The sequence below is a fragment of the Flavobacterium sp. UBA2787 genome, assembly GCA_002352205.1.
Taxonomy (GTDB): Bacteria; Bacteroidota; Bacteroidia; order Flavobacteriales; family Flavobacteriaceae; genus Flavobacterium.
Genome location: DEHZ01000005.1, coordinates 95,665 through 120,862 on the forward strand (window position 1 = coordinate 95,665; position 25,198 = coordinate 120,862).

The following is a 25,198-nucleotide window of genomic DNA, read 5'->3' on the forward strand; positions in this document are numbered from 1 at the left end:
TTTACACAATTGATTTTTAAATTTCACCTAATTTTACTCATTCTTATAAAAGTTGTTTTTTTAAATTTAAAAAACAACTTTTAATATTTTTAAAATTAAATAGCTGAAAATCAATTAATTAAAAACAATTCATTCTCCATCTTTCAACAGCTATTATAATTTATTTTTTATTCGGCATTTTTATTGTTTATGACTAATCAACCATAAGCTAATAAAACCAAGAAAAATGAAAAAGTTAATTTTAAGCGTAATGCTATTGTCAGGAGTATTTGTTTTTGCACAGGAAACAAAGAAAGTTGAAAAAACGGAAAAAGTAAACACAACTACAACGGAAAAAACAGCTGAAGCCAAAAAAGCTGAGAAAGATGCAAAAGAAGCTGAAGCACTAAAAGCAATGGATCCAAAAAATGAAGCAGAAATAAAAGCCAAAAAAGAGGCTAAAAAAGAAGAATAAAATAATTAACCTTCATATATATTTGTTAAGTCATCGGGAGTTTTTCTCGGTGACTTTTTCTTTGCAAAAAAAATTCCAAATACAAATCTTAAATGATAGTATTTGGAATTTTATGTATAGAAACAAAACGTATTATTTTTTGTCTTCTTCTTTTTTGTCGGCCGGTTGGTCTTCTTTGGCGGCATTTTTAAATTCTTTGATTCCGCTTCCTAAGCCTTTCATCAATTCCGGAATTTTTTTTCCACCAAATAAAAGCAAAATCACGACAATGATTAAACCTATTTGCCAAGGACCAATAAAACCTAAAAATATTGCTAATACATTCATAATATCTAAATTGAGACTACAAAGGTAAAAATAAATTAATGTAGTTGTTCAGAATATAAGCAATTCTTAACTAAAAACTGCGTTAAAGTGGATTATATTTGTGTAAAACAAGAAAAATGACGCTTTTTAAAGAAGCTTTAATTCTTATATTTGTATATTAAAATAAAAACATGTCTGGCAAAAGACTAAAAAGACAACGGCTAAAAAAACAATTGTTTACCAAAAACCGCTTGGTAATTTTAAATGAAGAATCATTTGAAGAGATTTTTTCATTAAAACTTAATTTGATGAATGTTTTTGTGGTGGTAACCATTTCGGCTATTTTAATCATTTCTATTACAACTTATATTATTGCTTTTACACCTTTACGGGAATTTATTCCTGGCTATGCCTCTAATAAATTGAAAAAAGACGCTACTATCTTAGCTGTAAAATCCGATTCTTTAGCTTTGGAAGTAAAGAAAAACGAACTCTATATCCAATCGATTAAAAAGATTCTAACCGGCGACTTAGAGTATGCTAAGTTCAATAAGGATTCTATTTTGAACCCTGGAAATGTTGATATTTCGAAAGAGGAATTAAATCCTTCTGAAGAGGAATTAAAACTGCGTGAACAAGTAGCTATGGAAGATAAATACAACCTTTTTGAAAAAGCTCAATCAAAAGTAAATTTGGTATTGTTTCCTCCTGTAAGAGGACATATAACCGAAAAATACAGTGCCGTAAATAAACATTTTGCCGTTGATGTGGCGGTTCCAAAAGACACTCCGATTAAATCGGTAGCTAATGGAACTGTAGTTTTTGCAGATTGGACACCTTCAACAGGAAACGTAATTATCATCAAACACCGAGATGCTATTTTATCGGTGTATAAACATGCAGCTACTTTGACAAAAACGCAAGGTGATGTTGTGCGAACAGGTGAAGTAATTGGTTTGGCCGGATCTACAGGAAAAGAATCAACCGGAATTCATTTGCATTTTGAACTTTGGAAAGATGGATTTACCATCGACCCTACCCAATTTATTGATTTTGAATAAATATGATAATCAAAGTTATTGCAGCTAAATTATTAGCAAAAAAAGTAAATAAAGACACTTTAAAATGGTCTTCAAAGCCAGTTGAAACGCAACAAAAGGTTTTTGATGATTTGATTAAAATGGCTTCTCAAACAAAGTTTGGAAAAGACCATCATTTCAAGAAAATTAAGTCTTTTAAAGATTTTGCTAACCAAGTTCCGGTTCGAGATTATGAAGCTCTAAAACCTTATGTTGATTTAGTTGTTCAAGGAAAAGAAGCTATTTTGTGGCCTGGAAAACCGGTTTATTTTGCCAAAACTTCCGGAACTACTTCGGGAGCAAAATACATTCCGCTTACCAAAGAATCAATTCCTTTTCATATTAGTGCCGCCAGAAATGCTTTGTTGAGTTATGTGTATGAAACCGGAAAAGCTGATTTTTTAAAAGGAAAAATGATTTTTTTACAAGGAAGTCCAATTTTGGAAGTTAAAAACGGAATCAAATTAGGACGATTATCAGGCATTGTGGCTCATTATGTTCCGAAATATTTGACTAAAAACAGAATGCCTTCTTGGGAAACCAATTGCATTGAAGATTGGGAAACCAAAGTGAATGCTATAGTTGATGAGACTATCAACGAAGATATGACAGTTATTTCAGGAATTCCGGCTTGGGTTCAAATGTATTTTGAAAAATTACAGCAAAAATCAGGAAAGAAAGTAGGCGAACTTTTTAAAAACTTTAGTTTGTATGTTTATGGTGGAGTGAATTTTGAACCGTATCGTGCGAAATTTGAAAATTTAATTGGAAGAAAAGTTGATTCAGTTGAATTGTTTCCGGCTTCCGAAGGATTTTTTGCTTATCAAGACAAGCAAAATGAAAAAGGAATGTTGCTATTATTGAACGCTGGAATTTTTTATGAATTCATCAAAGCGGATGAATTTTTTACCGAAAATCCAAAACGATATACCATTGGCGAAGTTGAATTAGGAGTCAATTATGCCTTAATTATCTCCACAAATGCAGGCCTTTGGGGTTATAACATTGGTGATACCGTGCAATTTACATCATTAAAGCCTCATCGATTGATTGTTTCCGGCAGAATCAAACATTTTATTTCTGCTTTTGGCGAACACGTCATCGGTAAAGAAGTAGAACATGCTTTGAAAGAAGCGATGGAAGGTTCGTCAATTCGAGTAAACGAGTTTACGGTTGCTCCACAAATTTCTCCTGAAACAGGTTTGCCTTATCACGAATGGTTTATAGAATTTGAAAACGAACCTGAAAATTTAGAGGTTTTTGCTCTAAAAATTGATGATGCCATGCGAAAACAAAATGCTTATTATGATGATTTAATTGTTGGGAAAGTATTGCGAACATTGATTGTGACCAAAGTTTCACAAAACGGTTTCCAAGATTATATGAAATCCATCGGAAAATTGGGTGGTCAAAATAAATTGCCTCGTTTGAGTAATGATAGAGGAATTGCAGATAAGTTGAAATCTAAATAGTCATCAATCATACTGAATGACATTTTCATAAAATACGTTAAAAAAAACTACCTTTGCCAGTTAGAAAATAGAATTTAATGAAAGAAATAAAAAACATATCCCGTTCAAGAGCACAAGAATCTTCTTCAGCGATTGAGCGATTATACATCACAATGCGTCATTTGTTTAACCGTGGTTTTTATAAGCCAATGGGTGTTTCGGGTGAAACATTACGAGAAGCATTATTGCAATTGCGTCCGGAAATTTATGGAACCATTGCCGAAGAAAAAGTAGAATTAAACGGATTATTATATGTTATCGAACGACTTCCGATTGGAATTGAAGAGTGTCGATACATCAATTTAACTTCAGACGAAGGTTATTCTAAATCGCATTTTCAAGCGATTGTTCCGCCAAAAAGAAGACGAAACTGCTACCGAATTGACGAAGAACAAATGAATGTGGAAATCACCAGAGGACGTTCTGATATTTATGATATTCTAACGCACTTGACGTTTATTTTCATCGAATCACATAAAATTAAAGACCGCGTTTTATTAGATGAAAATCAGTTAGAAGTAACTCGCGATTGGCAAAAAGTAGAACAGTATGTTTTACAAGGAAAAAAATTATCCCAAATTGATAAAGAAAAAGCGATTTCGCATGCATCCAATGTGTTAGGAAGAAGTTTTTCGGAAGTTTTAGACATTTATGATTCATTTGGAACAACCGAAAAACCGGATCGTTTTTTACACATTATTTATTGGTTAGGAAAAATTGCGATTGAAGAAGTTTTAGAAAATAACAAAAGAACTATCACTTTTAGTCCAATTTTGAGGGAACGTCTTGGACATCATATTCACGGTGAATTTTGGGCAACTCGTATCAAAGATGTGTTGAAAGAAAATGAATTGTTAGACAGACCGATTCACATCATTAGTGCCAACATGCATAGTGTTATGAATTCAATTTTTGCAACAAATGTTTTAAAAACAAAATTCAAAGACAAACCGGATTTCTTTATATATGAAGAATTAAGTAAGTCAGGAGCAAATGAATTACGTAAAAAAGTGGAAGATGTAGCTCTGAAAAGTGGAATGATTTCGCTACTTGACACTTCAGGAACCAACATTGATGTGCAAGTTTTTGATACGGCAAAAATAGATTTTTCTAAAACCGCCTTTCCAAAAGCGAAAATTGCCAAGCAACAACCTGTTTTAATTGTGATGGATTATGCCTTTGGCGAACAAGCCTATGAAACCATCGATGAATTATTGAAAGCTTACAAAGAAGAAAATAACAGTCAAACATTTTTAAATGTAGAATCCGTTTCTATTATGGGAAAAGCAGGAATTCTTCAAGGAGGAAAAGGCGATATTATGATTCCGTCTGCTCACATTAACGAAGGAACTGGGGATAATTATCCGTTTGAAAACCAATTGTCACCCAATATGTTTTATGGCAATGACATTCCGGTTTTTGCCGGACCAATGGTGACCGTTTTAGGAACATCGCTTCAAAACAAAGATTTGTTGAAATTTTTCCATGAATCTACTTGGGGTGTAATTGGTTTGGAAATGGAAGGAGCTTATTATCAAAAAGCGATTCAATCTGCTTCGAAAATTAGAAAAAGTATACCAGAAAACGTAAAAGTTCGTTATGCGTATTACGCTTCTGACAATCCGTTGGAAACAGGAAGCACTTTGGCATCAGGTGGTTTAGGAACTACCGGTGTTAAGCCAACGTATTTAATTACCATAAAAATATTAGAACAAATTTTTAATTCTAAATAAACAAGTATGAGCTCAAACTCACCCATTAATTCTGATAATCAAGAAATTGACTTAACAAAAATATCCCAAAAAGTTAATGGAATTTTTGAAAGTTTATTAACTATGGTCTTTCGATTTATTCTATTTATCAAAAGAAACATTATTGTACTAATAGTTCTTTTTATAGTTGGAGCAGGAATAGGATTTTATTTAGATAAAAAAATTAAATCATATGATCACCAAATTATTGTTTCTCCAAATTTTGGAAGCACTGATTATGTATATGCAAAAGTTGATTTATTACAATCTAAAATTAATGAAGGAGACACGAATTTTCTGAAAAAAATTGGAATTAAAAACACAAAAAAATTCGGTAATATAGAAATTGAGCCAATAATTGATGTTTATAAATTTATTAGAAACAACGAAGAAAATTTTGAGTTAATTAAATTATTTGCCGAAGACGGAAGTATCGATAAAATTGTTGAACAAGAATTAACTAGTAAAAATTACCCTTTTCACACAATTTCTTTTACAACCTCAAAAAAATCTACCGAAGATGAAACGGTTAAGCCAATTTTAAGTTTTTTAAATGATAGTGATTATTTTAATAAAATAAAAAAAGAATACCTAAACAATATTGATATTAAAATGAAAGCAAATGACTCTATTATCAGTCAGATAGATGCTTTAATGAATCAATTTAAAAACAAGACGAGTGGCTCTCACAGTGATAAATTAGTTTATTACAATGAGAATACAGAGTTAAATGAAGTGATAAAAACTAAAGATGAGCTGATAAGAGACCAAGGTCAAAAACGTGTAGATTTGGTGATTTTAGATAAAACAGTAAAAGAAACTAGTGTTATTTTAAATCGTAAAAACACCAAAGGAACAAATGGTAAAATGAAATTCATTATTCCGTTTATTTTTCTGCTTTTATTTATTAGTTTTAAAGGTATTTTAAGTTTTTATAAAAAGCAAGCATTGAAAAGCAAACAAACAAACAGTTAAAATGAAAGGTATTATCTTAGCCGGAGGATCCGGTACACGATTACATCCGTTAACATTGGCCGTTAGTAAACAACTAATGCCAATTTACGATAAACCGATGATTTATTATCCTCTTTCAACACTTATGTGGGCAGGTATTAATGAAATTTTAATTATTTCTACACCACATGATTTACCTTTATTTCGTCAGCTTTTAGGTGATGGTAGTAAATTAGGCTGTCGTTTTGAATACGCTGTTCAAGAACATCCAAACGGTTTGGCAGAGGCATTTATTATTGGAAAAGAATTTGTTGGTAATGATAAAGTTGCTCTAATTTTAGGAGATAATATTTTCTACGGAACCGGATTAGCAGAACTACTTCAAGCAAATAGCAATCCTAATGGCGGAATCATTTATGCATATCATGTGCACGATCCGGAACGTTATGGTGTAGTTGATTTTGATGCTAATGGAAAAGTTATTTCTATTGAAGAGAAACCAACTCACCCAAAATCGAATTATGCTGTGCCGGGAATTTATTTTTATGATAATGATGTATTGGAAATCGCAGCGAACATAAAACCAAGTCATCGAGGAGAATTAGAAATAACAGATGTGAATAAAGAATACTTAAACCGAGGAAATTTGAAAGTAAGTATCTTAGACAGAGGAACAGCTTGGTTAGATACCGGAACGTTTCAATCGCTTATGCAAGCCGGTCAATTTGTGCAAGTAATTGAAGAAAGACAAGGTTTAAAAATTGGAGCTATCGAAGAAGCAGCATATAAAATGGGTTTTATTGATTCAAATCAGTTAAAAAGTTTAGCAGAACCATTATTAAAAAGCGGTTACGGAACTCATTTAATGGGTTTACTCTAATATTGGCAAATTGACTAATTGTCAAATTGACACATTATTACTATGAAATTTACAGAAACTAAGCTCAAAGGTTGCTTTGTTATAGAACCAAAAATAATTATAGACGAACGTGGTTATTTTATGGAAAGTTTTAATGAACGAACTTTTCAAAATGCCCTTGAACAGTCGGTGCATTTTGTGCAGGATAATCAATCGTTTTCATCAAGAGGCGTTTTAAGAGGATTGCATTATCAAACAGGTGAATTTGCACAAGCCAAATTGGTTCGTGTGATTCAAGGTGAAGTTTTAGATGTTGCCGTAGATATCAGACCCGGTTCTGCAACCTTTGGACAATATGAAGCAGTCATTTTATCTGCCGAAAACCAAAAACAATTTTTTGTGCCAAGAGGATTTGCACATGGTTTTTTAGTACTTAGTGAAACAGCCACTTTTTTTTATAAATGCGATAATTTTTATAACAAAGAATCAGAAGGTGGAATTATTTTCAATGATTCAACCATTGGAGTTGATTGGAATTTTGAAACCGAAAAACTGATTATTTCAGAAAAAGACACCCATTTACCAACGTTAGAAAACGCAAAAAAAGCATGGTAGTTTTAGTTACAGGTGCTAGCGGACAATTGGGACAGGCTCTACAATTCATTGCTTCAATCCATTCTGATGTTCAATTTGTTTTCTGTGATTCAAGTAAGTTAGACATAACTAATTTAAACAACATTAAACAGCTTTTTGAACAATTTAAACCCAATTGTTGCATTAATGCTGCAGCTTATACAGCCGTTGACAAAGCAGAAAGTGAACTAGAGAAAGCACATTTAATCAATGTTTTTGGAGCAAAGAATTTGGCAGAGGTTTGTAAAAAATTTAACACTATTTTACTTCATATTTCCACTGATTTTGTTTTTGACGGAACTAAAGATTCTCCTTATACAGAAGAGGATTTTCCAAATCCAACAGGTGTTTATGGTCGAACCAAATTAGACGGCGAAAAAGCCATTCAAGAAACGTGGGATAAACATTTTATAATTCGTACATCTTGGGTTTATTCGCGGTTTGGAAATAATTTTATGAAAACCATGCTTCGGTTAGCTTCTGAAAGAGATAAACTATCAGTTGTAAACGATCAAATCGGAACGCCAACAAACGCTGTCGATTTAGCAGAAGTCTTGATTAAAATTATCTTAACCAACAACCGACAACCGACAACCGACAATTTTGGCATTTACAACTTCTCCAACGAAGGCCAATGCAGCTGGTATGATTTTGCTAAGAAAATATTTGAATTTAATAACATCAAGATTAATTTGGAACCCATTCCAACAACAAGATTCCCAACACCTGCAAAACGTCCGGATTATAGTGTTTTGGATAAAAAGAAGATTAAAAATGCTTTTGGAGTTGAGGTTAAACATTGGGAGGAGAGTCTGAAAAACGCTTAATTTTTGTTTTAACAAATAAAAAAGTCCAATGAGAATACTAAATCATTGGACTTTTGTTAGGTATTAATTTTATTATTTTTTTACAATCTTTTTAATTTCTTTTTTGTCATCTACCTCTAGTTGAAGAATATAAAGTCCGCTTTGAAGATTAGACATATTTATTTTTAAACCATTTAAAAGTCCGTTTTTAACCAATTTTCCATCTACTGAAAATAGTTTATAATCTACTGCTTTATATCCATGAACAATATACAATTCTTCAGAAACCGGGTTGGGATAAATATTAAATTGAAGAGCTGGAATTGGATCTACAATATCAAAAGTTTCTTGAATTCCTTTAATGCTAAAGTTATTGAATGTTACTCGATTGCCATTATCTTGTGTCATGTTTTCTCCCTCAAAACGGAGACGAATTTTTAAGTTTGGATTATTATTCACTGCTTCAATTGAAGAAAAATCAACTTCATATAATTGATACTCATCAGACAGGTCTAAAGAGGTTGAGATTAACCCATCAGTTGTCCAAATAGGCGTGTTTTCTGAAATTGAGTAATCAACCAAAATAGCATCTGCAGCCTCTTCATCTTTGGCAGCAAAACCAAACAAAATATCTTGATAGCCAGAAGTTGAAAAGTCAAAAATCATTTGGTTTTCCAGGCCATTCTGTTGAAAAGGTTGTTTTATTTGTAAACCACGCATATTGGCGGTTTCAAATGGTATATCATTGTTAGCTTCCGGAATATAGTTTAATTCGGTTGGACTATTCCTGCGTTCCATGGATGCTTTTCTCCAATTTGGGTGAGTGTTGTCAAACGGATAGCCTTCTAAACACGACTCAAAAAGAAGTACTCCTTCTCCAGGAATTTCAAATGAAGAATTGATTTCAATTAATGGAGTATCATTCGGAACAGCACTATCCATTACCCAAAAGTAAATAGGAACATCTTCTAGTTCTTCAGAAGCTACAAAATGAGCCGTAAGCTGAATGTTTGTGTTTGGAATGATTGTAATTTCCTCTTCCGGACTTATTGAAGCTCCGGACCAATGACTAAACACATAACCGGGTTTCGCAATGGCTTTTAATGTGATTGGAATGCTTTTAAAGTAAATTCCTAACCAAGGATAGGAATTTTCTTGAACACCAGGTGTTGCAGGAATGATTTCAATTGTATTGATTTTAACAAAACCGTGTTCTTCATCAGAAACATCTAATTGGACACCTAACGTTGATTCAATTTCAAATTTTTCCAAAATATGATTTCGTTGATGTATTGGTCTTTCGTTTGAAAATTCGATCATCACATCGATGTTAGAATTCCAAAACTCTAACGAGTTAATGGAATTCCAACGTTGTCCGTGTTCAATAATTTCTGCTTCTACACCACTTTTCATTTCGTTGATGATGCCTACCACACGTTCCGGTAAATAGGTTGTATTCATCAAATCAGCAAAACGATTGATAAAATTATTTTTGAAAGTAGTATTTTCAAGTAATTTTCGTAAAATTAGGGTTGACCATTCCGGATTTGTTGTTTCATCGCCACCGGTTGAAGTTGCAAAAGCTAAGGTGTTATGTTCATAAGATTGTGGTCCGCCATCGCCACCAAAACCAAAATCGGTGTCTTTTAGCACCCATCGCCATCTGCCGTCTTGGCCATGAGGAGCATCGGGTTCATATTGTTCGGTTCTTTTTCTCCAAAACTCGATGTTATTGTGCGGCCAATCCGTATTTCGGGCATAAATATTAGCAATAAAATGGTCGGCATAATTTTCCGTATCCATTTGTGTAGTAACATAATTAAAATTAGCAACGTTATTTAGATTATTACTTTCAATAAAATTCAACATAGCAGCATAATGTTCAAAATCACCTTCTTGAACCAAAAAACCATTGTATTCCAAGAAATCTAAGTCGCCATCTGCGATGTTGTAAACACGTTCGAAGTAATGACGATCAAAACGTTCTCTCATATTTAAAATTCCCCAATATTCCCCATTTAAAAAAGTAATTGTTGGTTGATAGGCTTGTGTGTCAAAATTTAAGTGATTAACTGTTCTTTGTATAAATGCATCTCTAAAATAGGTTGAAGATAAATCATTTCCAGAATTTCTTAATATTAATCGTTTGAAACTTGAGTAAGATGAATTTTCAAAAAAAGTGTGATTAAAAGTGCTACTACCATATTCTGAACGAGCATATAAGCGAAGCGATTTATTTGGAGAAATTCTTGTAAAACCACCATTAATTCGTAAACCAATGTTTTGATTAATAATTTCGTTTCCATTCTTAAAAAAACTAAAGTGGGCTTTTTTTTCGGTTTCATCACCGCTCCTTTTATAATTTGCATCAGACCAAAGAGCATTACCGTCAGGATTATTTGTCCGCCAATCGTCAAAATCTTTTCCGGCAACATATATTCCATTTTCATATTCAAAAAAATGCTCTTCATCCAAGCTGATAGAAACTACCGGAATAGAATAACGGTTTGATTCTTCGGGAGAAATAAAATAGGTTTTGGTTACTGTTTCACTAGAAAGAGAACCCTCTTTTATAGCTTTTGCTCTAATTACGGTTCCTTTAAAAACTGGAAAGTCTGGAGTATAAAAGGGATTTTGATGAAATGTGGAAGAAATTGAGGATATTTTGTTAGGTAATTCACTTCGATCAATCACTTCAATCGGATTTGTGTAAATCAAAGTGGAAAATGATTCTTCCAGCAATTCGCCTGTTTCTTGTCCGGGAAATTCTTCATACTGATTTTTGTAGAGGTATGATTTTCCTCCAAGATTTTCTGCCATTGGTTCAGACCCGTCGAGGGAATAAAGTATATTAACTTCTGGGTCGGGATGAGAAATTGTAAGTGTAAAACCATCAGTATAAAACCCTGAATTTACCGAAAATTGAGGGGCACTCAATTCATCAGCGGCACCTTCACTAGGGTTTAATGTCCCAGGCGTTGGTTCCTGAAAAATTAAAAAAGTTGATGAGCCACTTGGAGCCCTTCCGTATGAAAAATTTTGAGGGATAACAATGGCAGGAATTTGATCGGCAATAGTACCATCTGGATATGTAAGTGAAATTGTTTCTCCGCCGGCACTGATAGCAAAATTGGTATGAAGTGGAAAATCGGGATTCGTTCTGTTTTTGTTAGAACACCAAATTAGTAAGTGTTCTCCGGGCTGAATAGAATAATTAGGAAAAGTCCATTTAAAAAGGTTGTCATTGTCTGATAATCCGTAACCTAAAAGGTTAATGATTTCTGTTCCTGTGTTGTAGAGTTCTACCCAGTCTTCATAACTTCCATCATCATCTGTGTTAACGGTAGAATTAGATGTAATGATTTCGTTGATAACAATGTTTTGGGCTTCTACACTAAAAAACAAAAATAGTAAACTTACGAAAAAGATCGTTTTTTGTAATTTCATGGGTGGTTAGATATTAGTAGGAATTTTGCAAAAATAGTTAAATTTTAATTAATGGTTTTTCTTTTTTAATTAGTGGGAACAAAATGTATCTTTGAGTTTTAAAAGTCAAGTATAAAATAAACGACATGAGTTTAAACAAAATATTGGTAGGTTATTCAGGTTTTGTTGGGTCAAATCTTATTGATCAAACCCGCTTCGACGGAATTTTTAATTCTTCAAATATAGAAGATTCATTTGGTTGTAAATCTGATATATTAATATATTCTGGTGTAAGAGCAGAAAAGTTTTTGGCAAATAGCCAACCCGAAAAAGACTTTGAAATCATCAAAACTGCAATAGAAAACATCAAGAAAATAGACTCAAAAAAGCTAATTTTAATTTCTACAGTAGATGTTTATCCAATTCCACAATTAGTTCATGAAAATAGCCTAATTGAATATGAAAGTAATCAAGCTTATGGCAAAAACAGACTATATTTAGAGCGATGGGTTGAAGAAAACATAGAAGATTATCTTATTGTTAGATTACCCGCATTATTTGGAAAAAACCTTAAAAAGAATTTTATTTATGATTTAATCCATATAGTTCCAGCAATGTTATCTGAGCAAAAGTTTTTAGAATTAGCCATAACAAATCAATGGATTAATGATTATTATACAAAACAGGAGAATGCTTTTTATAAACTTAATCCAATTTCTGCAGATGAAAAAGAGCAATTAAAAGAGCAGTTTTTAAGTATAAATTTTTCAGCACTTAATTTTACGGATAGTCGAAGCATTTTTCAGTTTTATAATTTGAACCATTTATGGAGTGATATTTCAATGGCATTACAAATGGGAATTAAAAAATTGAATTTAGCCACAGAGCCCATTTCGGCAAATGAAATTTATGAATCTGTATTCGGCAAAAAGTTTAAAAATGAAATAGCAATAAATCCACCACATTACAATTTTCATTCAATACATGCTATAAAATTTAATGATTCTGAAAAATACATTCGAAATAAAGAATCACTCTTAAATGATATTCAATTATTTATTAAGGAGAACAAATAATGAAACTATCAATATCTAATATAGCATGGTCTGCTGAAGAAGATTTTGAAATGTATGATTTTTTAAAAAAAGTCAATTTTTCAGGTTTAGAAATAGCTCCAACAAGAATTTTTCAGGAGAATCCTTATGAAAAATTAAACGAAGCTACAGAATTTTCCATGCGGTTAAAAAAAACATACCAACTTGAAATTTCATCAATGCAGTCCATTTGTTTTGGAAAAAATGAAGCAATTTTTAGTTCTGAGGAAGAGCGAAAATTAATTTCAGATTATATAAAAAAATCAATAGATTTTGCCCAATCCATAGGTTGTAAAAATTTAGTTTTTGGCTCACCCAAAAATAGAGTTATTGGGGAAAATCAAAATCAAATTGCAATAGATTTCTTTAAAGAACTGGGCAATTATGCTACTTCTAAAGACACAATTTTAGCTCTCGAACCTAATCCGGAGATATACGGTACTAATTTTATTAACACAACAAATCAAGCTTTTGATTTTGTCAAACAAATTGATTCAGACGGATTAAAGGTTAATTTTGACTTTGGAACATTTTTATATAATGAAGAGAAGTTGAATGACATTGAAAAAAATATCCAGTGGATAAATCATATTCACATTAGCGAACCTTATTTGGAACTCATACAAAAAAGAGAAATTCATGAGGAATTAATCAATATGTTAATCAAAAATGAATACACCAATTATGTTTCCATTGAAATGAAAAATTTGAATTCATTAGAATCAGTTAAAAACACAATTCTTTATTTAAAACAATTATCAGATGCTTCATAAAGCCATCAAGGGTGTTCCAAATTTTGAATCAAATGAATTTGAATCAAAAAAAACAAAGTACTGTTTGTGTATTCCTATTATTAACGAAGGAGATCGAATTTTAAAACAACTTCAACGAGCCAAAGAGTTTGATATTCATAATTTGGTTGATATTATTCTGTGTGACGGTGGTTCTACTGATGAATCAATGGAGCATGAAAGATTAAAAAAACTAGGAGTGAACACACTACTGGTAAAAAAAGATTTTGGTAAACAGGGAGCTCAACTCCGAATGGGATTTTGGTTTGCTTTAGAAAGAGGTTATGAAGGTATTGTGACCATTGACGGCAATAATAAAGACAGTATAGAATCGGTTCCTTTGTTTGTAGACAAACTGAATCAAGGTTTTGATTTTGTTCAAGGTTCACGTTATTTAAAGGGTGGAAATGCAATAAATACACCATTAATAAGGCATTTGGCGGTAAAATTCATACACTCTCCAATAATATCCCTGACGGCAAAGCACCGATTTACAGATTCTACGAATGCTTTTCGCTGTTATTCCAAAAACTATTTATCACACCCTAAAGTACAGCCTTTTCGGGATGTATTTGTAACTTATGAATTGTTGGCTTATTTGTCAGTAAGAGCCACGCAGCTGGGATTAAAAGTAGCTGAAGTACCAGTTACAAGAAGTTATCCAAAAACTGGGAAAACACCCACCAAAATTAGTTTTTTTAAAGGAAATGGTAACTTAATTAAAATATTAATCAAAAATTTTAAAGGAGATTATAACCCATGAAAATAATGCTTTTAGAAAATATTCGTCAAAAATTTAATCAACATCCACTATTTGTTAAATCATTACTAGTGTTTAGTTTCTTTTGTTCTTTTTTGATAAACGCTCCGTTTTTGAATAGTATTTTAGAATTTAAACCTGCAATTTCTAATTTTTCAAATCATATAATTTCAAATGCGGCATTGCATAATTTTGATATTTCTTCGCGGGTAAGACTTTATTATTTTGTGTTTTTTAGTTTGGTTTTGATAACTGTTTTTTTCTTTTCAGTATTTTTTTATTTTGTTAATAAACGTTTTGTTAATCCAACTTTAGATAAACGTATTCTCAAAAAAATTGAACAGATATCTATCGTAGGAATAGCTTCTGTTTTAACAAGTTTATTTTTTGTAGAGTTAGATTTAGCGGAACTTTTTATAGTATTTCTAGGATTTTATTTTTTCTTTTTCTCAAAAGAAACAGCAAATAACACATTTAATAATGGATTATGGACTTTAATTACAAGTATTCCTTTTGCTTACTTGCTTTATAGAATTATTAAGTCCAATGGTATTTTTAAAATACTTCCTGAAACCATACTAATAAAAAATATTCCACTTCCGGTTTCAGCTGATTTATTGGTGTTCTTTTCTGTTTTTTTTATAATTTCGGCTATACTTCATTTTATTTTAGTAAAAAAATTTAAATCTAACAATTATAATTCTCAAGAGGAAGTTCAAAGCTATAAACGATTTTATTTAGCAACCATTCCTCTATCAGTGATAATAATTGCTTTTTCAATATCATTAGAAATTTTCAATATAATTAACCTTAAAACTAATTATGTTTTTAATAAACCAAAAGAATTATTTGCAGTAATTGCTATTCTCGGAATTATAATTTCTATGCTTTATTATCGTTTTTTGAATAAAAGAAAACATTCTAAATTAATTCTTTTTGATCCAATTGAAAAATATCATTTTCCTTTACTTATTATAAGTCTGGCTTTTATGATTTCGCAACCATGGCGAATGTTTGGGCCTGAAAATGAATTTTTTGAGTTTGCAAATCATGGAATATCTGTAGACCATTTTTTTAGATACGGGAGTATTCCTATTATTGAGACATTTGATGCTCATATGTTGTCAAATCAACTATTTGCCTATGTTTTTGGGTTGTTAAATGGATATGAGCCTTGGTCTCCTTTTTTATACTCAAGCTATATCTTTATATTCATTTATTTGTTGGTTTATTTCTTGTTAAAAAGGATTTTAGGAGGGTTTTATGCATTTATTTTATTGCTATGTTTTCCTATGTTAAGTGTTGTCATTTCTAGTTTTATATTTAGCGGAATTATCGCATTACAATTATTTTCATTGTTTAATAATAAAGCGAACAAACGATTTTACTGGTTTTGGGGCTCAATAATTTTTCTTTGTATGTATAGATTAGACTTAGGATTTGCTTCTGCAATGGCGGGAATCGTAAGTTATTTTCTAATTCATTTTCTTGCTCAAAAATCTTATCAACTTAAATCATTCTTAAAAACCGGAGCGATTAGTATAGCTGCAACTGTACTTTTATTTGTTGTGTTGTGTTTGTTTAAAGGCATAAACCCAATCTCCCGCTTACTGGAACTTTTAACTACTGCCATGTCCAATCAAAATTGGGCTTATGAAGATTTGGGTAACACTACACACGTTCTTTTCCGATTAACGTATTATATTTTACCTGTTTTAACTCTGTTTTTACTAGCAAATACAATTTTAAAGCGAATAATTGTTAAATCGTATTTTCATAAAATTATTGAAAACAAATCACAGTTAGCAGCTTTAATTTTTTTCGTTTTCTTTAGTTTAGTTTTTTATTTTAATATTCCTCGCGGAATTGTTAGGCATAATTTTTTGTTTAACAATGTAGTCATTATCACGAGTACAATCCCACTGGCTCTAATATGTTATATTTATATATTTAAGAGAAAAAATAATCTTTTATATTTTCTTTCCACTTTAATCATAAGTTATTTTATAATCAACTTAACAACACTTTTATTTCAAAATAAAAGCCGAAGTTATTTTAAAGAGGCTTTTGCGTCTGCTCCCTTTAACGAAAAATTCCAACCATCTTATGCATTTAATAGTACCAGAATTAGTGAAACTTTTAGCTTAGCAGAAGTAAAATACTTTAAGGAGATTTTAGATAAATTATTACATAAAGATGAAACGTATTTTGATTTTTCTTCTACGAATTATTATCACGCATTAGTTGGGAGAAAAAATCCATTATATGTTAATCAGACTCCGTTACTTCTTAACGGGGACAGATCACAAGATTTCGCATTGGAACAATTAAAAAAAGCTAAAATCCCAATAATATTAATGCCCAATAAAGAAAATATTTGGCATCAAATTGACGGCATTCCTGTTGAATATAAATATTATAAAATTTCAGAATACATAAATGAAAATTATTCACCATTTTTAAAGTTAAAAGATTTTACCATTTATGTCGAAAATCAAAAAATTCAAACCTATAAAAACAAATTAAATATAAGCTCAAACCAGAGTTTCGCTATTAATGATTTTTCTCAAAAAAATATCGAACAAATACAAAAAAACGACATAGTAGTAGAAACCAATGAAACCAATCATCTAGTTTTAACAAAAAACGGAAACGACGCTTTTATCTTCGGACTTTATAAGTCGAATCAAAGTAAGGATTCCGTTTATCAAAACAATCCAAAAACTATAAAAGTAAAAATTGAAGCACTATCTATTGGTTCAGTTCAATTATATTATTGGCTTAGTGGTGAAGAATATTTTTCAGAAGAAAATTCAAAAACATTTCAAATTCCATCACTAGGAAACTATGAGTTTGAAGTAAATACACCAACTTCTATTGAAGATGTTAGAATTGATGTTGATGCTTCTAAAATCATTTTGAATCAACTAACAATTCAAAATAGGGAAACAGAACTTATAACAAATAGTGAAACTCTGAATTACAATTTAGGTGAAATACCTATGGTTTGGGGCGAACTAGCTGATCAAAAATTATTTAAATCGGTTGCTAAGTTCAATGACGTTTTAAATCAGAATAATGTCATTTTACAGCTAGATCCAAATACTCCAAAAAACAAGCCTTATTATTTATTTGTTGAAATGGAGTCAGACACAATTCAAGCAGCAACAGTAAGCATATTTGATGATAAGAACAATAAAAAACTGGAATATCTATTCAGGTCAAATCAGGGAAAACATAGTTATGCTATACGACTAAGCTCAAACATTCACTGGTGGAATGAAAAAATTTCTAAGATCAGTATGACCACAGAAAAACCATTAAAAATAAGTAAGTTTGCTTTGATATCAGAAGATGGAAAAAGTACGTTTTCATTAAAAGACACTGATTTTTATCTAAGTAATATTACTGATGAGAATTGGTCTGGAGGCGTAGGAATTCCCTTTAATGTAGTATTAATGGATAATTCACAACGAACTTTGAGCAAGCTTAAAACCCATAAAAAAATCGAAATGAGCAGTGGAGAGGTTATCAACATAACGAAATATTGGAACACAGGTAATTTTATTCATGTAGAAATTGCAGAGCCTTTAGAAACTTATCGTTCAAAAATAGCCTACCCCAATAATTTTAAATTCATTAAATAAAACATGAACCAAAAATTTGATAAAATTATTATTGGTGCCGGAATTTACGGACTTTATGCTGCCAAATATTGTGGAGAAAAAGGCGAAAAAGTACTTGTTTTAGAATTTGATGATGATCCGTTTAAAAGAGCAACATATATCAATCAAGCAAGAGTTCACATGGGTTATCACTATCCGAGGTCGTATACAACCGCGACAAAATCAGCGGGTTATTATGATCTTTTTCATAATGATTTTAATTTTTCTATAAAAGATGACTTTGATAAGATATATGCTATCTCGAAAAATTTTTCGTGGACCAATTCGAAACAATTTATAAAATTTTGTTCAGATTCAAACATTCCTTGTAAACCGGTAAATACTTCCGATTATTTTAAAGAAGATTTAATTGAAGGTTCTTTTTTGAGTAAAGAATGTACTTATGATGCTAAAATGATTGGAAATCATTTTATGTCTGCATTAGATAAAATGGAAAATGTAACAGTTCTTTTTAACGCTAGAATAAAAAAAATAATAAAGAATGAATCAAGTTATCTAATTGAAACAGAAGATTATAATTTCTTTGAAGCCGAATTTGTTCTGAACGCAACGTATGCATCAATTAATCAAATTTTGGAGGAATTAAATTTTGAAAAAGTCGACATAAAATATGAATTATGCGAGATTATACTTTGTCAAGTTAGTGAATCATTAAAAAATGTTGGAATAACAGTAATGGATGGTCCATTTTTTTCACTAATGCCATTTGGTAAAACAGGGTTACATTCACTAACGGCAGTTTCTCAAACACCGCATAAAACAAGTTTTGATATATTGCCTACCTTTGATTGCCAAGAGCAAAGTAACAACACATGTAGCCCAAAGCGATTAGGTAATTGCAATAGCTGTATAGCTAGACCAAAATCTGCATGGCAATATATGAGTGGAATGGCAAAAAAATACTTAAAAGATGGAGTAGAAATAAAATATGTTGAGTCTTTGTTTTCAATTAAGCCGATATTAAAAGCTTCTGAAATCGATGATTCAAGACCAACAATAATAAAGAAGCACAGTATAAATCCAACTTTTATTTCGGTTTTATCCGGAAAAATTAATACTGTTTACGATTTAAATGAAATTTTATAATGGGAACGCTTAGTAAAGAAAAAAAATTAGTTTCTGCAGTAATATATCTTCATAATGACGAAGATCGTATTGTTGAATTTTTAAAAACAGTTATTCAAGTTCTCAAAAATAATTTTGAAAGCTTTGAAATTATAATTGTAAACGACTGTTCATATGATGATTCTGTAGAAAGGATGAAGAATGATGAACTTCTTAAAAAATTTAATGTTTCTATTGTAAATATGAGTATCCGACAAGGATTAGAAGTTTCAATGACAGCTGGCATCGATTTATCTATGGGTGATTTTGTTTATGAGTTTGACGACCTAACTCTCGATTATGATGAACATTATATTATGAAAGCCTATCATCATATTGTTTCAGGTTTTGATATAGTTTCTGTAGCTCCTACTAAAGATAATTCATTGTTGTCCGGTTTTTTTTATAAAATTTTTAATAACTATTCAAAAAGCAGATACAAACTTCGTTCAGAACGATTTCGAATTTTGTCAAGACGAGCAATTAACAGAGCATATTCTATCAGCAAAGCAATTCCATACAGAAAAGCTTTATATGCAAATAGCGGTTTAAAAATGGATTCACTTGCTTACACTCAAAAGAGGCTTTTAGATTTTAAAAGCACAAAAGAGAAAAGTGTTTTCAGAAATAAAATGGCTTTGAATTCTATTATTATCTACACTAATTTAGCTTTCCAAATTGCAATAGGTATTACCTTTTTATTGTTTAGTATTACGCTTTTTTCAGGAATTTATGCCTTTATAGTTTATTTCAGTGATCAAAAACCTATTGAAGGATGGACAACAACCATGCTTTTAATGTCGAGTAGTTTCTCAGGACTGTTTTTTATACTAGCAATAATAATAAAATATTTGTCGCTAATAGTAGAATTGATTTATAGTAAAAAGACTTATTTAGTTGAGTCGGTTGACCGTATTTGATTTTTTAAAAAACTATTGAAAATCAAATGGATAAAAGAAAAAATAATAGTATTGGAAAATAGTTGTCAAAATAATTTTTCAATTGAAAAAAAGAAATATTTTTGCACTGAAAAAAAGAAATATTTTTTGCACTGAAAAAAAGAAATAAAATGAAAAAATTAATTTACATAGTTTGTTTAATAGTAATTGTTGGTTGTAAAGAAGAAGTTAAAAAAGAAACAAATTCACCAATAGTTGAAGATGAAAAAACAATCGTTTTGAGTAATTATTCAGACGAGAATTGGAATAATGGAGTGGCAATTGAATTGAATATGTTCTTGGTTGATCTTACAGATACTAATCGGGAGTTATTAAAAGATATTAAAGAGTTGGAATTAGTTGATGGAACAATTGTAAAAGTTACCGGAACTACTGTTGCAGATCCCTTTATTCAAATAAATACGGAAGAAAAAGCAGATTTGTACAAAGAAAAAGCATCGTATCCTAATGTTATTTTTATTAGATAGAATTTTTATTAAATAAAAGCTTTAGCCACCTTATTGGTGGCTTTTATTTTATAAAAAAATATAAAGACCTATATTTGAAAAATATTAAGAACGTTATATGAACTGTAAAATTTGCAACAACAAGTCCGAAAAAATATTCAATGCCAAGGTACTTTATAAGTACGATGTCGATTATTTTCAGTGCACGGCGTGTGGGTTTGCACAAACGGAAGAACCGCATTGGTTACAAGAGGCTTATATCAGTTCAATGAATCTCTCCGACACAGGGGTAATGTACCGAAGTGAGAGAATGTCAAAAATTACAACCTCCATCATTTGCCTTTTTTTTAATAAGAAGGGTTTTTTTTTAGACTATGCGGGTGGTTTAGGAGTTTTTACACGAGCTATGCGTGATATAGGGTTTAATTATTTTTGGCATGATCCTTATACAAAAAATGAATTGGCAAGAGGGTTTGAAGGCGAATTAAACCGGAAATATGATGCGGTAACCACATTTGAAAGTTTTGAACATTTTGTAGAACCTATAGAAGAGATTGAAAAAATATTAGAACTTACAGACACTATAATTCTAACTACCGACTTAATTTCAATTCCGGCACCAAAGCATACAGACTGGTGGTATTATTGCTCGGAACACGGCCAGCATTTATCGTTTTATTCAATTAAATCATTTGAAACTATAGCCAAAAAATTTGACTTATATTATTACAATGCTATGAACATACATGTTTTAAGCAAGAAAAAACTAGGGTTATTTGGTTCTCTATTATTTAAGTTACCTATTGCTAAACACTTATTATATCTTGGGTTTTTTGTTTTTAATCCTTTTTTAAAATCAAAAGCATTTGATGATATGAATAGTTTTTACCAAAAAAAGCAGTAGTTTCGCAGTTAATCTTACAGTAACCCGTGAGGTTAATTGAATTCGCATGAGTATTTTTACAAAAAAAAAGGCGTACGATTTTTCTATTTATGGTTTTGGACAACTAATTAATTTAGCCAGTCCATTAATCGTAATTCCTTTTTTAATAACTACTTGCGGAGAAGAAGGTCTTGGTAAAATTGGTGTTGGGTTTTCGATGGCATTAATCCTAAATGCAATAATTGACTACGGCTCCTATATCATTGGTGTTCGCGAAATTGCCATACACAGAGAAAATCCAACTGTTTTAAATGAAAAAATTAATGCGATTTATGGATCAAAATTTATACTGTTGATATTTGTTTTGACCCTTTTTAGCCTATTAATTTTTATAGTACCTTTTTTTTCAAGAGAAAAAGAAATGTTTTTTTTAAGTTTAGTTATTGTCGTTGGTCAGTGTTTTAATCCAGCATGGTTTTTTCAAGGGATTGAAAATTTCAAATGGATTTCTTTTATTAACATACTTTCAAAAACTATTTATTTAGCAGGAGTTTTTTTCTTTATCAACAAAGAATCTGACTTTATATACGTGAATCTTTTTTTTGGATTAGGTTTATTAATTTCAAGTTTGATAGGTTTTTTTTGGTTAATCCATAGTTTTAAATTTAAGATTACACTATCCAATTTAAAGAAAGGAAAAACAATTATAAAAGAAGAATTTTCATTTAGCGTTTCTCAATTTTTTCTATCCATTCACCAATATTTTCCCATCGTGATTGTTAGTTATGTGTTAGGCGATTTTGCTGCAGGACAATACAGAATTATAGATCAGTTACTTTCCCTTTTCAAAACATACCTCAATATGATTTTTTATTTTGTTTATGCCAATATTTGTCACGAATTAAATAAAAGTTTACAAGGCGGACTAAAGGTTTGGAAACAGTATAACGGATTGAATTTCCTACTGCTCTTTGTGGTTTCGTTGGTTTTCTTTTTTAATTCCGATTACATCGTTTCCTTTTTTAATATTGATAGTAATGAAATAGCTCCAGTTTCTTTTTTATTAAAAATAGGTTTATTAATTCCATTTTTAATTTCATTATCTCAACCACTAAGACAATTAATTTTCGCGTTTTCAGAAAACAGATTTTATGTTAGAGTTACCATTTATAGCACTTTGCTAAATGTAGTTTTAATGCTAATTTTTTCCTATTTTTACGGACTTATCGGAACATTATACTCAATATTATTTGTTGAATTTATCGTTTTGATTTTATATTCTTTTATCCTTAAAGACCGATTTAACAGTCAAAGTACTATTTCATGAAACTAACCTTTTCTAAAGAGTTTCCTTACCAGTTTCTGTTTGCATTATGTATCATTTTGCCATATTTTAACGTATATGAAGTTACTTTTTTAGTTTGGTTAACCACTCTTTTCTTAAGTATTAAGAAGAAATATTCTATAATTGTTTTAAAATATGTTTTCTCATTTTCTGCCATTATAATTATTGCTTTTATAGTTGGCTTGAACAAAGATTACCCCCTATTTATCAAAATAAGAGATTTTACCTATCTTGTTAAACCAATTTTGGGAATTTTAATTGGCTATCAACTTTGTAGAAATCATAACTGCAAACCCTTTCAAACAATTATAGTTACAGGATTAATTATAGCAATTGTTCATTTAATTATTGTTTTTTCAAGTGTCCTGCTTTATAATGTTCGTAATATTCATCAATTAAGACATTATGGAGGTTTCTTTAGTGATTATGAAGTTTATGCTTTAGTAATTGTGCTTTTTTATAAAAAATTTGAACTCCAATTAAGTCGAAAGGAGTTTTTTACAGTGGCTATAATTATTGGTTTATCCAGTTTTTTATATCTTTCAAGAACTAACTTTATTCAGTTTGCTATATTGATTTTAGCAATGAAAGGTTATTTTGTTTTAAATAAAAAATCGTTAACTGTTATTGGAGCTTTTCTAATTGCAGTAATAATTGGTTATAGCTATATTTATAGCATGAATCTTTCTAGAAATGGAACAGGAATGGAAGCACTTTTGTATAAGATTAAAAATGCTCCGATAGAAGCATTTAAAACAAAAGTTGACAAGGATGATTGGCAAGATTTTAATGATAATTATCGATCATACGAAAATATAATTACAGTCAGACAAGTCAAGAGCGAGGGAATAACCGGGATTCTATTTGGTAAAGGGATGGGTTCAACAATTAAACTTGGAAAAAAAGTTTGGACAAATGACGGTACCTATATTACAAAAGCAGCAATTTTACACAATACATATTTTACCATATTTTTGAAATCTGGATTAGTTGGAGTATTCTTTTGTTTTTATTTTATTTATTTATTATTAAAACAAAACAAAACAGATATTGAATTGGTTAAAAACATTAATTTATTGTTAATTGGAACAGGTGTCTTTTTGGTTTTAGCAAATTGGGTTTTACTTGGCTTGTATTTAAAACTTGACAACAAATCAATTTTACTCGGATTCATTCTAGCCTATAAAGAACTAATTTTAAAAGAAGAAAAAGCTTTAAATAAACATGAGTAAAAAAAGTATATTCATTGACTGTCATATTTTTGATGGTGGTTTTCAGGGAACAAGAACATACATTCAGGGACTGTATTTGGAAATGATAAAAAACAATGATATTCATTTTTTTTTTGCAGCTCACGACATAGATAATCTAAGTTCAATTTTTGGGTTTCAAAACAATATAACCTATCTGAAATATAATTCCCAAAGCAAATTTTATAGGTTATTGATAGATATACCCATGTTAATTAAAAAGCATAAAATTGAATATGCTCATTTTCAGTATGTAGTTTCACCTATTAAATCATGTAAATATATAGTTAGTTTACATGATGTTTTATTTTTAGATTATCCTTCCTATTTTCCATTTTTTTACAGATTTTTTAAAAGGATCCTTTTTAGATTTAGTGCAAAAAAATCTGACATAGTGCTAACGGTTTCAGAATATTCTAAATCAAGAATTAAGCATCATTTTAATGTTGAAAGAATATATGTCACACAAAATGCAGTTGAAAATGTTTTTTTTGAATCTTTTGACAAAAAAAATGCCATAAATGAAGTGTACAATAAATTTAATGTTTTAAACTATTTTCTATTTGTTAGTAGATGGGAGCCAAGAAAAAATCACCTTTTACTTTTAAAAGTTTTTGTAGAAAAAAGATATTATCAAAATTATAATCTAGTTTTTATTGGTAATCACGCTTTAGATGATAAAGAATATAAAAAATATTTTAATTCGCTTTCTGATGAAATAAAAGCTACTGTTTTTAAATTCAGTAATATAAGTTTTCAGGATTTATTGCTTTTTAACAGAGGTGCTACTATCTCTGTGTATCCATCAATTGCAGAAGGTTTTGGAATACCTCCACTGGAATCAATAGCTTGTGAAGTCCCAACAGTGTGCTCAAACACTACAGCAATGGCTGATTTTTATTTTAACCAAGATTGTTCTTTTAATCCTTTAGATGCTAATGGGTTGGTTCGAGCTATTGAAAATGCTTTGAATGAAAAGAATATTATGAAGAAAAAGAAAGCTGTTTTAGAAAGATATAATTGGTGTTTTGCGGCAAATCAATTTCAAAATGCTTTAGAAGAAAATAGTAGCAAGCGAAAAAAAGCGAAATAATTTTTTTA

The 25,198-nt window shown here is 30.4% G+C and carries 21 protein-coding genes; 19 read left to right on the plus strand and 2 right to left on the minus strand.

Annotated elements, in window-relative coordinates; translation table 11 throughout:
• Positions 1–226 precede the first annotated feature (226 nt).
• On the plus strand, positions 227–454 hold the full coding sequence (locus B4N66_RS04420) for a hypothetical protein (protein ID WP_291092638.1): 228 nt from the start codon (positions 227–229) through the stop codon (positions 452–454).
• 132 nt (positions 455–586) lie between these two features.
• Here the strand turns inward: B4N66_RS04420 and B4N66_RS04425 are convergent, their stop codons facing one another.
• Positions 587–781, minus strand: a complete 195-nt coding sequence (locus tag B4N66_RS04425; protein ID WP_291092639.1) for a Sec-independent protein translocase subunit TatA/TatB — start codon at positions 779–781, stop codon at positions 587–589.
• A 170-nt stretch (positions 782–951) separates the two neighbouring features.
• Here B4N66_RS04425 and B4N66_RS04430 point away from each other — a divergent pair, with 170 nt between their 5' ends.
• From B4N66_RS04430 to rfbD, 7 genes are all read left to right on the plus strand, one after another.
• On the plus strand, positions 952–1,821 hold the full coding sequence (locus tag B4N66_RS04430) for a M23 family metallopeptidase (protein WP_291092641.1): 870 nt from the start codon (positions 952–954) through the stop codon (positions 1,819–1,821).
• 2 nt (positions 1,822–1,823) lie between these two features.
• Complete coding sequence (locus B4N66_RS04435; protein WP_291092643.1) at positions 1,824–3,311, plus strand: GH3 auxin-responsive promoter family protein; 1,488 nt, start codon at positions 1,824–1,826, stop codon at positions 3,309–3,311.
• Positions 3,312–3,388: 77 nt separating this feature from the next.
• Positions 3,389–5,083 carry a DUF6909 family protein gene (locus B4N66_RS04440; protein ID WP_291092646.1) on the plus strand — a complete coding sequence of 565 codons (1,695 nt, stop codon included), beginning with the start codon at positions 3,389–3,391 and terminating at the stop codon, positions 5,081–5,083.
• A 6-nt stretch (positions 5,084–5,089) separates the two neighbouring features.
• Positions 5,090–6,076, plus strand: coding sequence for a hypothetical protein (locus tag B4N66_RS04445; RefSeq protein ID WP_291092648.1), 987 nt, complete (start codon positions 5,090–5,092; stop codon positions 6,074–6,076).
• 1 nt (position 6,077) lies between these two features.
• A complete protein-coding gene (gene rfbA / locus B4N66_RS04450; protein ID WP_291092650.1) occupies positions 6,078–6,935 on the plus strand; it encodes a glucose-1-phosphate thymidylyltransferase RfbA in 858 nt (285 codons plus the stop codon).
• Between the two features lie 42 nt (positions 6,936–6,977).
• Complete coding sequence (gene rfbC, locus B4N66_RS04455) at positions 6,978–7,529, plus strand: dTDP-4-dehydrorhamnose 3,5-epimerase (RefSeq protein ID WP_291092651.1); 552 nt, start codon at positions 6,978–6,980, stop codon at positions 7,527–7,529.
• Positions 7,523–8,374, plus strand: a complete 852-nt coding sequence (gene rfbD, locus B4N66_RS04460) for a dTDP-4-dehydrorhamnose reductase (RefSeq protein WP_291092652.1) — start codon at positions 7,523–7,525, stop codon at positions 8,372–8,374. Before rfbC ends, rfbD begins: the two co-directional genes overlap by 7 nt.
• Before the next feature lie 72 nt (positions 8,375–8,446).
• On the opposite strand, the gene B4N66_RS04465 is transcribed toward rfbD, so the two are convergent.
• Positions 8,447–11,800, minus strand: a complete 3,354-nt coding sequence (locus B4N66_RS04465; RefSeq protein ID WP_291092653.1) for a CotH kinase family protein — start codon at positions 11,798–11,800, stop codon at positions 8,447–8,449.
• A gap of 125 nt (positions 11,801–11,925) precedes the next feature.
• Here B4N66_RS04465 and B4N66_RS04470 point away from each other — a divergent pair, with 125 nt between their 5' ends.
• The 11 genes from B4N66_RS04470 to B4N66_RS04520 all read left to right on the plus strand — a co-directional run bounded on the left by B4N66_RS04470 (position 11,926) and on the right by B4N66_RS04520 (position 25,190).
• Positions 11,926–12,855, plus strand: a complete 930-nt coding sequence (locus tag B4N66_RS04470) for an NAD-dependent epimerase/dehydratase family protein (protein ID WP_291092654.1) — start codon at positions 11,926–11,928, stop codon at positions 12,853–12,855.
• A complete protein-coding gene (locus tag B4N66_RS04475; RefSeq protein ID WP_291092655.1) occupies positions 12,855–13,646 on the plus strand; it encodes a sugar phosphate isomerase/epimerase family protein in 792 nt (263 codons plus the stop codon). The genes B4N66_RS04470 and B4N66_RS04475 overlap by 1 nt, the downstream gene beginning before the upstream one ends.
• Entirely contained in the window at positions 13,636–14,427 is a 792-nt protein-coding gene (locus B4N66_RS04480; protein WP_291092656.1) for a glycosyltransferase family 2 protein, read from the plus strand. Before B4N66_RS04475 ends, B4N66_RS04480 begins: the two co-directional genes overlap by 11 nt.
• A complete protein-coding gene (locus B4N66_RS04485) occupies positions 14,424–18,071 on the plus strand; it encodes a hypothetical protein (RefSeq protein WP_291092657.1) in 3,648 nt (1,215 codons plus the stop codon). The genes B4N66_RS04480 and B4N66_RS04485 overlap by 4 nt, the downstream gene beginning before the upstream one ends.
• A gap of 3 nt (positions 18,072–18,074) precedes the next feature.
• A complete protein-coding gene (locus tag B4N66_RS04490) occupies positions 18,075–19,196 on the plus strand; it encodes an NAD(P)-binding protein (RefSeq protein ID WP_291092659.1) in 1,122 nt (373 codons plus the stop codon).
• Positions 19,196–20,134 (plus strand): glycosyltransferase, encoded by a 939-nt coding sequence (locus tag B4N66_RS04495; RefSeq protein WP_291092661.1) that lies wholly within the window; start codon positions 19,196–19,198, stop codon positions 20,132–20,134. Before B4N66_RS04490 ends, B4N66_RS04495 begins: the two co-directional genes overlap by 1 nt.
• Positions 20,135–20,283: 149 nt before the next feature.
• Positions 20,284–20,640 carry a hypothetical protein gene (locus tag B4N66_RS04500; protein ID WP_291092663.1) on the plus strand — a complete coding sequence of 119 codons (357 nt, stop codon included), beginning with the start codon at positions 20,284–20,286 and terminating at the stop codon, positions 20,638–20,640.
• A 97-nt stretch (positions 20,641–20,737) separates the two neighbouring features.
• A complete protein-coding gene (locus tag B4N66_RS04505) occupies positions 20,738–21,523 on the plus strand; it encodes a class I SAM-dependent methyltransferase (protein ID WP_291092664.1) in 786 nt (261 codons plus the stop codon).
• A 46-nt stretch (positions 21,524–21,569) separates the two neighbouring features.
• Positions 21,570–22,829: an oligosaccharide flippase family protein gene (locus B4N66_RS04510; RefSeq protein ID WP_291092665.1), complete on the plus strand. Its 1,260-nt coding sequence runs from the start codon at positions 21,570–21,572 to the stop codon at positions 22,827–22,829.
• Positions 22,826–24,079 (plus strand): hypothetical protein, encoded by a 1,254-nt coding sequence (locus tag B4N66_RS04515; RefSeq protein WP_291092666.1) that lies wholly within the window; start codon positions 22,826–22,828, stop codon positions 24,077–24,079. The genes B4N66_RS04510 and B4N66_RS04515 overlap by 4 nt, the downstream gene beginning before the upstream one ends.
• Complete coding sequence (locus tag B4N66_RS04520; RefSeq protein WP_291092667.1) at positions 24,072–25,190, plus strand: glycosyltransferase family 4 protein; 1,119 nt, start codon at positions 24,072–24,074, stop codon at positions 25,188–25,190. Before B4N66_RS04515 ends, B4N66_RS04520 begins: the two co-directional genes overlap by 8 nt.
• Positions 25,191–25,198: the final 8 nt, after the last annotated feature.

What these genes read in the sequence shown, in the direction of transcription:
- B4N66_RS04420 (WP_291092638.1), top strand. Translation starts at nt 227, where the DNA reads ATGAAAAAGTTAATTTTAAGCGTAATGCTATTGTCAGGAGTATTTGTT.
- B4N66_RS04425 (WP_291092639.1), bottom strand. Translation starts at nt 781, where the DNA reads ATGAATGTATTAGCAATATTTTTAGGTTTTATTGGTCCTTGGCAAATA.
- B4N66_RS04430 (WP_291092641.1), top strand. Translation starts at nt 952, where the DNA reads ATGTCTGGCAAAAGACTAAAAAGACAACGGCTAAAAAAACAATTGTTT.
- B4N66_RS04435 (WP_291092643.1), top strand. Translation starts at nt 1,824, where the DNA reads ATGATAATCAAAGTTATTGCAGCTAAATTATTAGCAAAAAAAGTAAAT.
- B4N66_RS04440 (WP_291092646.1), top strand. Translation starts at nt 3,389, where the DNA reads ATGAAAGAAATAAAAAACATATCCCGTTCAAGAGCACAAGAATCTTCT.
- B4N66_RS04445 (WP_291092648.1), top strand. Translation starts at nt 5,090, where the DNA reads ATGAGCTCAAACTCACCCATTAATTCTGATAATCAAGAAATTGACTTA.
- rfbA (WP_291092650.1), top strand. Translation starts at nt 6,078, where the DNA reads ATGAAAGGTATTATCTTAGCCGGAGGATCCGGTACACGATTACATCCG.
- rfbC (WP_291092651.1), top strand. Translation starts at nt 6,978, where the DNA reads ATGAAATTTACAGAAACTAAGCTCAAAGGTTGCTTTGTTATAGAACCA.
- rfbD (WP_291092652.1), top strand. Translation starts at nt 7,523, where the DNA reads ATGGTAGTTTTAGTTACAGGTGCTAGCGGACAATTGGGACAGGCTCTA.
- B4N66_RS04465 (WP_291092653.1), bottom strand. Translation starts at nt 11,800, where the DNA reads ATGAAATTACAAAAAACGATCTTTTTCGTAAGTTTACTATTTTTGTTT.
- B4N66_RS04470 (WP_291092654.1), top strand. Translation starts at nt 11,926, where the DNA reads ATGAGTTTAAACAAAATATTGGTAGGTTATTCAGGTTTTGTTGGGTCA.
- B4N66_RS04475 (WP_291092655.1), top strand. Translation starts at nt 12,855, where the DNA reads ATGAAACTATCAATATCTAATATAGCATGGTCTGCTGAAGAAGATTTT.
- B4N66_RS04480 (WP_291092656.1), top strand. Translation starts at nt 13,636, where the DNA reads ATGCTTCATAAAGCCATCAAGGGTGTTCCAAATTTTGAATCAAATGAA.
- B4N66_RS04485 (WP_291092657.1), top strand. Translation starts at nt 14,424, where the DNA reads ATGAAAATAATGCTTTTAGAAAATATTCGTCAAAAATTTAATCAACAT.
- B4N66_RS04490 (WP_291092659.1), top strand. Translation starts at nt 18,075, where the DNA reads ATGAACCAAAAATTTGATAAAATTATTATTGGTGCCGGAATTTACGGA.
- B4N66_RS04495 (WP_291092661.1), top strand. Translation starts at nt 19,196, where the DNA reads ATGGGAACGCTTAGTAAAGAAAAAAAATTAGTTTCTGCAGTAATATAT.
- B4N66_RS04500 (WP_291092663.1), top strand. Translation starts at nt 20,284, where the DNA reads ATGAAAAAATTAATTTACATAGTTTGTTTAATAGTAATTGTTGGTTGT.
- B4N66_RS04505 (WP_291092664.1), top strand. Translation starts at nt 20,738, where the DNA reads ATGAACTGTAAAATTTGCAACAACAAGTCCGAAAAAATATTCAATGCC.
- B4N66_RS04510 (WP_291092665.1), top strand. Translation starts at nt 21,570, where the DNA reads ATGAGTATTTTTACAAAAAAAAAGGCGTACGATTTTTCTATTTATGGT.
- B4N66_RS04515 (WP_291092666.1), top strand. Translation starts at nt 22,826, where the DNA reads ATGAAACTAACCTTTTCTAAAGAGTTTCCTTACCAGTTTCTGTTTGCA.
- B4N66_RS04520 (WP_291092667.1), top strand. Translation starts at nt 24,072, where the DNA reads ATGAGTAAAAAAAGTATATTCATTGACTGTCATATTTTTGATGGTGGT.